The sequence below is a fragment of the Catenulispora pinisilvae genome (genome assembly GCF_015356865.1).
Classification (GTDB): Bacteria; Actinomycetota; Actinomycetes; order Streptomycetales; family Catenulisporaceae; genus Catenulispora; species Catenulispora pinisilvae.
The window spans coordinates 25,267-34,903 of record NZ_JAAFZA010000102.1 but is presented as its reverse complement, the minus strand read 5'-3'; the positions used below and the strand labels follow the sequence as shown (position 1 = coordinate 34,903).

Below are 9,637 nucleotides of genomic sequence, written 5' to 3'. Positions count from 1 at the left end.
CAGGCCCTCGGCCTCGGCGAGCAGGCGGTCCAGCAACCGCGAGCCGATCCGCAGGCCGCGGCTCTCGGGCACCACGTACATCCGCTTCACCTCGACCACGCCGGGCTCAAGCGTCCGCAAGCCCGCCGCCAAGCACCGGCAGATCCGCGACCACCGTGCACGACCCAGGCGCGATCTCAGTAAAGCCCGCGTCGCGCACCAGCGGGCGTCCGGAGTCGGCGAGCGCCGGCCATGCGTCCTTGGGAGCGACGCGCACTGCGAGGGGGAAGGCGGCGGCGGCCCAGTCCTTGCGCTGGGTGTCGGTGAGGCGCCACCAGGCGATCTGGGCGGCGTGGCCGACTTGGGCCATCGACTTGCCGGCGGTCATCTCCAGGTCGGGGTTCAGCCAGAGGATCGGCGTTGAGCCGGGGTCTAGTGGTGGGGGTGGTTCGGTGTCGTCGAGGTCGGTGCCGGAGACTTGGAGGCGTGCGAGGTCTTTGGGCCAGCCGTCGAGGGGGATCGGCGGGTAGACGCGGACCTGTGCGGTGTCGCCTGCGACCGTGATGCCGGGCAGGGCTTCGGCGCGGGTCCATTCGGCGCCGCGGGCTCGGCGTACCACCTTGCGGATTCGGCCGTCGGTCCAGGCGTGGACCAGTGGGGCCCACTCGCCGTCGGTGGCGCGCGGGTCCGCGAGGAAGGTGAGTACGGCGCGCGCCGCGGTTTCCAGTGCGTCAGTGCGTTGCGGTGGGGTCGCGCGCTCGATGCGGACCACCAGCGGCAGTACGTATTGCGGGTTCGCGTCGCGTGCCGCCGCCTCGGACTCGGTGGCCGCTGCGACAGCGGGCACGGCGGGGGTCGAGGCCGCGGTTGCGGTCGGCGGGGCGAAGGGGTCGCCGGGGTCGGGGTCCGTGATCAAGCCACTCACCCCAGCAGGATAAGCGTCAGTCGTTGGGCAATATGACCGCGCGGCCCCGGACCTGGCCGGCGTGTAGCCGTTCGTAGGCCTTCGGCGCCTCGGCCAGGCTGTAGGTCTCGACGTGGACCGAGATGTCGCCGTCACGCGCCAGGTCCAGTACCTCGACCAGTTCCGCCCTGCTGCCCCAGTACGGGGCCCGGAACGCCGCATCATAGGGTGTCACGCCGAAGCCGACCTGCGCGCTGCCCCCGCCGATGCCGACGATGGTCACGTCGGACTCCACACCCGCGCAGGCCGAGGCGAGCGCGACGGTCGGGGGCGCGCCGACGAAGTCGAAGACCGCCTCAGCGCCGCGGCCTCGGGTCAGTTCCTTCACCGTCGCCGCGGCCTTCTCGTCCGACATCAGTGCCTCGTGGGCGCCGACCTCCCTGGCCAGTTCCAGCTTGTCCGGGGCCACGTCGAGGGCGACGACGCGGGACGGGCTCAGGGCGCGCAGCAGTTGGATCGCGACGTGGCCGAGGCCTCCGGTGCCGATCACCACCGCGGTGCTGCCGCCGACCAGTTTCGGCAGCGAGGTCTTGATGGCGTGGTACGGCGTGAGGCCGGCGTCGGTCAGCGGGACGTTGCGCACCGGGTCCAGGTCGCCGAGCGGGACGAGGTGGCGTACCGAATCGACGAGCAGGTACTGGGCGATCGCGCCGGGGGCGCCGAGGCCGGGCGGGAAGATCTGGAGTTCGGCGGCGCGCAGGCAGTAGTTCTCCTTGCCCTGTGCGCACATGTGGCACATGCCGCAGCCCCACGGCCCGTAGACGGCCACGCTGTCGCCGACGGCGAAGCCGGTCGCGCCGTCGCCCAACGCCGCGACCGTGCCGGCGCCCTCGTGGCCGAGGGTCAGCGGGAGCGGGAAGCGCAGCGCGGCGGCGGGCATGCTCATCACCGCGATGTCGGAGTGGCACACGCCGGCCGCGGTGACCTTCAGCAGTACCTGGCCGGGGCCGGGTTCGGGGTCCGGGACGTCGAGGACCACGGGGGCGGCGCCGACCGCCGGGTACTGGAGGGCCTTCATCGCGGGACCGCCTTCCGGGTGACCTTTCGGGGCATCCCCCACCATGACCTGCTGCCACTCGGGCCGCAATCCGGTGCGGGTCCCGGGCCTGGACGCGGCGCCGCCGATCGGTGGAACGGGCTCTGACCGCAGCGGCCCGACCTGCGTCCGCCGATCGTGGCCGAACCGTAATCTCAAATGAGGTTTTCCGAACATCCTCACGACTGGGAAGATCCTCCTCTCGTCGATTTAGGGGTGCAGACGTTGCCAGGGGTGGGGATTCCGGGCGCGGGTCGTAGACGTGCGACGATCGCGGCGTTCACTGTCGGGTGGTTAGTGATCGCGGGTGGGACCGCCGGGGCCGTCGTGGCCGTCGGGCGGGGCCACTCGTCTCAGGGTGCTGTCGCGAAGGCGGCGCCAGGTTCGGTGGCGGGTCAGACGTCTGCGACGACGTCCACGCCGACGCCGACTTCTTCTTTGTCCGCTTCGTCGGCGTCGCCATCATCGTCGCCGACGCCGACTGGGACGACATCGAGCCCGTCGCCGTCCTCGACGGTGACCGGCAAGGTCGCGAAGGGCATACACAGCGGCGACGTCCGCTATTTCCTACTGCCGGTTCCATCCGACGGATCGGTGGTCGGCCCCGCGGACGGCGACCCGCTGACCGCCGACACCGTGGCCGGCTTCTACACGAACAGCTCAGAGGTTCTCAAGATCCTGAAACAGGTCGGCTACAAGGACGGCGCGAGCCGCAGCTACCAGACCGGCGACGCCAAGTACCACGTCGACGTCCGGCTGCTGCACTTCGGCTCCGCCGACGTCGCCCGGGAGTGGGCCGCCAGCGACCAGGGGCTGCCGACCGGGACCGCGTTCAGCATCCCCGGCTACCCGGACGAGAAGGCCTACGACATCCCGCTGGACCCCAAGTACGGGGAGGCGCGGCTGCGCGCGGTGGGCTTCCGGGGCGACGTGTTCTTCGAGGTCGACGTCTTCGGGCAGCCGCCGGTGGACCACGCGGTGCTGATCGACCGGGTGCGCAAGCAGATCGACCGGCTGGACACGGGGAGCTGAGGCATGTGAAGCGACGCACCGGATTGTTGTTCTCCTCGGCGGTGGTGCTCGGGCTGGCCGGCGGCGCCGTCGGCGGCTTCCTGATCCAGCGCTCCCGGCCGGCCACGCCGCTGCCGCCGATCCAGCGGACGCTGGCGGTCGCGGCCGTACCGGGCCTGGCCGACCCGCACGACCCGAAGACGGATGACGGCGCGAAGCTCGACGGCGACCTGCGGGCCCTGCTGCTGGCGACGCCGGCCGGGGCGAAGGACACCACGGACTTCGCGGTCCGCGACTGGTTCACCATCGAGAGCCTGGCCGAGTACTACGGGAAGCCGCAGAACGCGTTGGTGAAGCTGAACTCGTACACGTTCCGGCGTGCCGCCCGGACCGCGTGGACGCTGACGGACGGGACCGACGTCGAGGTCGACCTGGTGCAGTTCCGGTCGACCGAGGGGGCGTCGTCGTACTTCACGATGACCCGGTTCCCCGAAGACGCGACCGCGCCGACTGTGCAGGGGACGGCGACGGGCTATGTGGGGCAGTACTACTCGCCGGACGGGAGTGGGCAGTACATGGCTTACGGGCTGGTGCGGCACGGGGATGTGGTGGCGCAGGTGTTCATGAGCCGGGCGAAGAGTGCGCCGTCGGAGGACCAGGTCATGCAGGTCACTAAGAGTCAGGCGGATCTGCTGTGAGCGGGGAGGTGCCTGAGGGCGGGGAGTGGCAACGACCTACGCAGTGGCCTGAGCAACAACCTACGCAGTGGCCTGGACAACAATTTGGGCAGTGGCCTGGACAACAACCTGCGCAGCAGCCTGAGCAATGGTTCGAGCCGCCGGCGGGACAGCAGCCTCCGGTGCGGCGCCACGGGTGGTTCGTCGCCGGGTGGCTGGCATCGGCGCTGGTGGTCGGGACGGGCGCGGGCTTCGGGATCCTGGCGGCTACCGGCACATCGAAGAACTCTGCGACCGCGAGCGTCCCGGGCGCGCCGTCTGTGACGCCGGCCGTGACGCCGCACCCGAGCGTGACCTCGGGCGTGCGACCGGACGGCACGCACTACGGCAGCGTGAAGGACTTCCTGCTCCCCGTCCCCGACGGCTACAAGCCGGGCCCGGACGAAGGCGGGCTCGGCAACGACTCGACGATCCCGCCGGACCAGGCCGACCCGACGGTGTCGCTGCTGTTCGGCACGCTGCCCGCCTCCGACATGAGCAGCGCGAAGGGCGCGATCGCCGCCGGGCGGATGAGCGACGGCGCGGTGCGGACGTACGTGAACGAGGCCGGGACCCTGGACGTGGCGGTGACCGTCCTGCGCCTGGACCCGGCGCAGTCGGCGGAGAGCACGGGCGAGTTCGAGCGCGTGGTGAAGCAGTCGCGCGCCTTCCGCAACGGCCCGCAGGTGCCGGGGCACGCGGACGCGCTGTGTGTGCTGCCGGTGACCCACGTCGGCGACCCGCTGGACAGCATGACGTGCCTGGCGACGGTCGGCGACACGTTCGCGATCGTGCGCGCCGAGGGCACGGTGCCGCTGGACACGAAGGCCGTGACCGACCTGTTCGGACGGCAGCTGGACACGTTGAAAGGCGGGCTGGGGACGTGAGCGCGCAGGATGATCTGACGGCGGCGTTCGGGGAACCACCGAGGCCGGACAATGAGATAGACGAGATAGCTGAAGCAGCAAGAATCGATGCAGCGGATGTCTCCGCCGAGCAGACAGAGGGGACAGGGGGGAAATCGCAGACCGAGCAGACAGAGCAGATCGCAAGTGGTGCAGCCGAAATCGGTGAGGCGAGCGCACAAATGCCGGCCTTCCCTGCTGCCGCGCCAGCCCAGACCGAAGCAGGTGTGGGCGCGCAAATACCGGCCTTCCCCGCCGCCGCGCCAGCCCAGACCTACCTAGACCCGGCAGCCTTCTTCGCCCAACTCCACGCCGAGTCAGCCCCGCAGCCGAAGCGCCGCCACGCCCGCCTCGTCCTCCGCTACGTCTCAGTCCTCGTACTCGCCGGTGCCATCGGCGCCGGAACCGCCTACGCCGTCACGCTCCCCCGCCGCACCGACGTTCCGTTCCTCTCCACGCCGAGCGACGGCCGCTACACCTTCCCCGCCCTGGCCCGGCCCGCGCCGCCAGTCGGCGAGCCGGCGCCGGGGGCCGACAGCAATGAGGCGCAGAGTCACTACGGCGACCTGCGGCAGTACCTGCTGCCCGCGCCGGATGGCGCCGTGCCCAAGGAGGATGACTGGGAGTCCGTCGCGGACTTCGGTTCCTCCCTCACCGACGCCGACGTCTCCAACCACCTCTACGACGCCGGCCTCCGTCACGTCGCGCGCCGGGGCTGGACGATGCCCGACGGCCAGCACACGGTCGTCGAGCTGCTTCAGTTCCCCGACCACCAGGCCGCCTACGCGGTCCAGGACATGGTGAACGACGCGGCGTTGGCGAAGACGGGGCGGGAGGAGTACGTCGTGCCGGTGGTGACGGTGTCGTCGTTCGGTGACGCCACGTTCAACGTCGGGGTGCGCACCTTCGATGACGTGACGGGACAGCCCGGGCACAAGGAGCGGCGGGTGGTGTTCGGGGCCGGGGACGTGGTCGCGGTGGTTACGACCACCGAGCCGGCGGCGGTCCCGGTCGTGCCGACCGAGCAGGTCGCGATGTTGGAAGCCCAGATGCTGCGCTGACCCGGCACGCTGACAGCCCGGCTCGGCAAGGCCCCGGCAGAAACAGAACCGCGACAGAAAGCGGGCCGTCTTCCCATTGCTAGGAAGACGGCCCGCATCCATTACCTCAGACCTACGTCAGCCCGAATCTCAGCCCGAATCTCAGCCCGAATCTCAGCCCGAGAGCCGCTCCAACAGCAGCTCCCGCACCCGGGCCGCGTCCGCCTGCCCGCGCGTGGTCTTCATCACCGCGCCGATCAGCTGGCCGGCCGGGCCCTGGTTGCCGCCGCGGACCTTGTCGGCGGCGTCCGGGAACTTGGCGATGGCCTCGTCGATCGCCGCGAGCAGGGCGCCGTCGTCGCTCACCACGGCCAGCCCGCGGGCGGCCACGACCTGCTTCGGGGAGCCCTCGCCGGCCAGGACGCCGACGATCACCTGGCGGGCCAGCTTGTCGTTCAGGGTGCCGGCGGTGGTCAGCGTGACCAGTTCGGCCACCTGGGCCGGGGTGATGGCCAGGTCGCCGAGTTCGGCCTCCTGCTCGTTGGCGTGCCGGGCCAGCTCGCCCATCCACCACTTGCGGGCCTGGTCGGCCGGGGCGCCCAGGGACACCGTCTGGACGATCAGGTCCACCGCGCCGGCGTTCTGGATCGACTGCATGTCGTGGTCGGTGGCGCCCCACTCGGCCTGCAGCCGGTTGCGGCGCACGCTCGGCAGTTCCGGCAGGGTGCCGCGCAGTTCGTCGACCCAGGTGCGAGCCGGGGCGACCGGGACCAGGTCCGGCTCGGGGAAGTAGCGGTAGTCCTCCGCCTCCTCCTTCACCCGGCCCGGGGAGGTGGTGCCGTCGTTCTCGTGGAAGTGGCGGGTCTCCTGGATCACGGTGTCGCCGGCGTTGAGGACGGCGGCGTGCCGGCGGATCTCGAAGGTGACCGCGCGCTCGACCGAACGCAGGGAGTTGACGTTCTTGGTCTCGCTGCGGGTGCCGAACTTCTCGCGGCCGATCGGACGCAGTGAGACGTTGGCGTCGCAGCGCATCTGGCCCAGTTCCATCCGGGCCTCGGAGACGCCGAGCGCCTTGATCAGCTCGCGCAGTTCCGCCACGTAGGCGCGAGCCACCTCCGGCGCGTGCTCGCCGGTGCCGGTGATCGGCTTGGTGACGATCTCGATCAGCGGGATGCCGGCCCGGTTGTAGTCGACCAGCGAGTATTCCGCGCCGTGGATGCGGCCGGTGGCGCCACCGACGTGGGTGGACTTGCCGGTGTCCTCCTCCATGTGCGCGCGCTCGATCTCGATGCGCCAGGTCTTGCCGGCCGCCTCGATGTCCAGGTAGCCGTTGAAGGCGATCGGCTCGTCGTACTGCGACGTCTGGAAGTTCTTCGGCATGTCCGGGTAGAAGTAGTTCTTGCGGGCGAACCGGCACCACTCGGCGATCTCGCAGTTCAGCGCCAGGCCGATGCGGATCGCGGACTCGATCGCCTTGGTGTTCACCACCGGCAGCGCGCCGGGCAGGCCCAGGCAGGTCGGGCAGGTCTGGGTGTTCGGGTCGGCGCCGAAGGCGGTCGGGCAGCCGCAGAACATCTTGGTGACGGTGCCCAGCTCGACGTGGACCTCCAGACCCATGACCGGGTCGTAGGTGGCCAGGGCGTCCTCGTAGGAAGGCAGGTTCACAGTGCTCGTACTCATGTCAGGATTCCGCCTTTCCGGAGGACTTACGGGCCCGCAGGACCTGAAGCACGCCGACGGTCAGGGCGGCGGCCGACACCGCGGCGTCGGCGATCGCCAGCTTGTCGCCGTTGGTGCGCCCCTCCTTGAAGCGGCGCAGCAGGACCGGGGCCAGGGTGACGGAGCTGCCGATGGCGAACAGCGTGCCGAACGTGCCGCGCGGCTTGGCGCCCTTGGCGTTCGCAGCCTTCTTGTTCACAGTCTTCTTGCTCACAGCGCCGGCACCTCCTCGATCAGCGGGCGGCCCCACTTGCCGTTCAGCGCCGCCTCGACCGCCGAGCCGACCCGGTAGAGCCGGTCGTCGGCCATCGCCGGGGCGATGATCTGCAGGCCGACCGGCAGGCCGTCATCGGGGGCCAGACCCACCGGGACCGACATGCCGGCGTTGCCGGCCATGTTGGAGGGGATGGTGCACAGGTCGGCCAGGTACATCGCCATCGGGTCGTCGGCGCGCTCGCCGATCTTGAAGGCGGTGGTCGGGGTGGTCGGGGAGACCAGCACGTCCACGTCGGCGAAGGCGCGGTCGAAGTCGCGCATGATCAGGGTCCTGACCTGCTGCGCCGAGCCGTAGTAGGCGTCGTAGTAGCCGGAGGACAGGGCGTAGGTGCCCAGCATGATGCGGCGCTTCACCTCGGGGCCGAAGCCGGCCTCGCGGCTCAGGGAGGTGACCTCCTCGACGCCGTTCACGCCGTCGTCGCCGACCCGCCGGCCGTAACGCATGGCGTCGAAGCGGGCCAGGTTCGAGGAGCACTCCGACGGCGCGATCAGGTAGTACGCCGGGAGCGCGTAGTCGAAGGACGGGCAGTCCACCTCGACGATCGTGGCGCCGAGTTCGCGCAGCAGGTCCACGGACTCGTGGAAGCGCTGGCGGACGCCGTCCTGGTAGCCATCGCCGTCGAACTGCTTCACCACGCCGATGCGCATGCCCTTGATGTCGGCCAGCCTCGCCGCGGCCACGACGTCCGGGACCGGCAGGTCGATGGAGGTGGAGTCCATCGGGTCGTGGCCGGCGATCGCGGCGTGCAGCAGCGCGGCGTCCAGCACGGTGCGCGCGCACGGGCCGCCCTGGTCCAGCGAGGAGGAGAAGGCGACCAGGCCGTAGCGGGAGACGCCGCCGTAGGTGGGCTTCACGCCGACCGTGCCGGTGACCGAGGCGGGCTGGCGGATCGAGCCGCCGGTGTCGGTGCCGATGGCCAGCGGCGCCTCGAAGGCGGCCAGCGAGGCCGAGCTGCCGCCGCCGGAGCCGCCGGGGATGCGGGTCAGGTCCCACGGGTTGTGGGTGACGCCGTAGGCGGAGTTCTCGGTGGAGGAGCCCATCGCGAACTCGTCCATGTTGGTCTTGCCCAGGATGACGACGTCCGCCTCGCGCAGCCGGCGGGTCACGGTCGCGTCATACGGCGGCACCCAGCCTTGCAGCATCTTCGAGCCGCAGGTGGTCGGCACGCCCTTGGTGGTGAAGACGTCCTTCAGGGCCAGCGGCACGCCGGCCAGCGGGCCGAGCTTTTCGCCGCGGGCCCGCTTGGCGTCCACCTCGGCGGCCTTGGCCAGCGCGCCCTCGGTGTCGACGTGCAGGAAGGCGTGCACCTTCTCGTCGACCTTCGCGATCCGGTCCAGGTGTGCCTGGGTCACCTCGGTGGCGGTCACGTCGCCGCCCTTGATCGCGGCGGCCAGCGCGGCCGCCGTGCTCCGGGTCAGGTCACCGTCGAAGCTCATCTCAGTCCTCCCCGAGGATGCGCGGCACGCGGAATCGCTGGTCCTGCGCGGCCGGGGCCTGGCTGAGCACGTCGGCCGGGTCCAGGCACGGCTGCTCCACGTCCGGCCGGGTGACGTTGACCAGCGGCAGCGCGTGCGAGGTCGGCGGGATGTCCTGGCCCTGACCGAGCTGCTGCACGGCCTCGCTGACGCGGGCCACCGAACCGAGGATGACGTCGAGCTGCTCGGCGTAGTGCGCGAGCTCGTCTTCGGACAGGTCGAGCCGTGACAGGAGCGCCAGGTGGGCGACCTCTTCACGGGTGATAGCGGGCATATGCGCGGATCCCTACGGTGTGGACTCTGCCTGGAGTGAGGAGGCGGTTTCGGACAACGTAGCCATCCTAGTCCGGGGGTGTCAGGTGACTTTCCGTCACGGGGCGGGGACGGCGCGGCGGGAGCGGCGGGCTTGGCGGGTGCGGAGGTCGCGGATGAGGAGCGCGCCGCCGTGCATCACGGTGCACGGCGCGCCGTCGTGAATGACTACGGCGCGCCGTCGTGGATGACTACGAGTGGAT

The 9,637-nt window shown here is 70.8% G+C and carries 11 protein-coding genes and 1 pseudogene; 4 read left to right on the top strand and 8 right to left on the bottom strand.

Annotated elements, in window-relative coordinates; all coding sequences use genetic code 11:
- The 4 genes and pseudogenes from IZR01_RS54395 to IZR01_RS25970 all read right to left on the bottom strand — a co-directional run.
- A pseudogene (locus IZR01_RS54395) lies at window positions 1–81 on the bottom strand (GNAT family N-acetyltransferase); the annotation flags it as partial.
- Window positions 82–106: 25 nt separating this feature from the next.
- Window positions 107–826: a peptidyl-tRNA hydrolase gene (locus IZR01_RS25980; protein WP_194925361.1), complete on the bottom strand. Its 720-nt coding sequence runs from the start codon at window positions 824–826 to the stop codon at window positions 107–109.
- 94 nt (window positions 827–920) lie between these two features.
- Complete coding sequence (locus tag IZR01_RS25975; RefSeq protein ID WP_194895168.1) at window positions 921–1,961, bottom strand: NAD(P)-dependent alcohol dehydrogenase; 1,041 nt, start codon at window positions 1,959–1,961, stop codon at window positions 921–923.
- A gap of 413 nt (window positions 1,962–2,374) precedes the next feature.
- Window positions 2,375–2,521, bottom strand: coding sequence for a hypothetical protein (locus tag IZR01_RS25970; RefSeq protein ID WP_194925359.1), 147 nt, complete (start codon window positions 2,519–2,521; stop codon window positions 2,375–2,377).
- Between the two features lie 52 nt (window positions 2,522–2,573).
- Here IZR01_RS25970 and IZR01_RS25965 point away from each other — a divergent pair, with 52 nt between their 5' ends.
- From IZR01_RS25965 to IZR01_RS25950, 4 genes are all read left to right on the top strand, one after another.
- Window positions 2,574–3,011 (top strand): hypothetical protein, encoded by a 438-nt coding sequence (locus tag IZR01_RS25965; RefSeq protein WP_194895170.1) that lies wholly within the window; start codon window positions 2,574–2,576, stop codon window positions 3,009–3,011.
- A gap of 5 nt (window positions 3,012–3,016) precedes the next feature.
- Window positions 3,017–3,688, top strand: coding sequence for a hypothetical protein (locus tag IZR01_RS25960; protein WP_194925358.1), 672 nt, complete (start codon window positions 3,017–3,019; stop codon window positions 3,686–3,688).
- Between the two features lie 161 nt (window positions 3,689–3,849).
- A complete protein-coding gene (locus tag IZR01_RS25955) occupies window positions 3,850–4,593 on the top strand; it encodes a hypothetical protein (RefSeq protein WP_194925357.1) in 744 nt (247 codons plus the stop codon).
- 200 nt (window positions 4,594–4,793) lie between these two features.
- Window positions 4,794–5,672 carry a hypothetical protein gene (locus IZR01_RS25950; protein WP_194925356.1) on the top strand — a complete coding sequence of 293 codons (879 nt, stop codon included), beginning with the start codon at window positions 4,794–4,796 and terminating at the stop codon, window positions 5,670–5,672.
- 153 nt (window positions 5,673–5,825) lie between these two features.
- Here the strand turns inward: IZR01_RS25950 and gatB are convergent, their stop codons facing one another.
- Genes gatB through gatC form a run of 4 tightly spaced genes read right to left on the bottom strand, consistent with a single transcriptional unit; the run spans window position 5,826 to window position 9,396 of the window.
- Window positions 5,826–7,331 carry an Asp-tRNA(Asn)/Glu-tRNA(Gln) amidotransferase subunit GatB gene (gatB, locus tag IZR01_RS25945; RefSeq protein ID WP_194895174.1) on the bottom strand — a complete coding sequence of 502 codons (1,506 nt, stop codon included), beginning with the start codon at window positions 7,329–7,331 and terminating at the stop codon, window positions 5,826–5,828.
- Between the two features lies 1 nt (window position 7,332).
- Window positions 7,333–7,584, bottom strand: coding sequence for a hypothetical protein (locus IZR01_RS25940; RefSeq protein ID WP_194895175.1), 252 nt, complete (start codon window positions 7,582–7,584; stop codon window positions 7,333–7,335).
- The gene (gene gatA / locus IZR01_RS25935; protein ID WP_194925355.1) at window positions 7,581–9,083 is read right to left on the bottom strand and encodes an Asp-tRNA(Asn)/Glu-tRNA(Gln) amidotransferase subunit GatA; all 1,503 of its coding nucleotides are present in this window, start codon (window positions 9,081–9,083) and stop codon (window positions 7,581–7,583) included. Before gatA ends, IZR01_RS25940 begins: the two co-directional genes overlap by 4 nt.
- 1 nt (window position 9,084) lies before the next feature.
- Entirely contained in the window at window positions 9,085–9,396 is a 312-nt protein-coding gene (gene gatC / locus IZR01_RS25930) for an Asp-tRNA(Asn)/Glu-tRNA(Gln) amidotransferase subunit GatC (protein ID WP_194895177.1), read from the bottom strand.
- Window positions 9,397–9,637 lie beyond the last annotated feature (241 nt).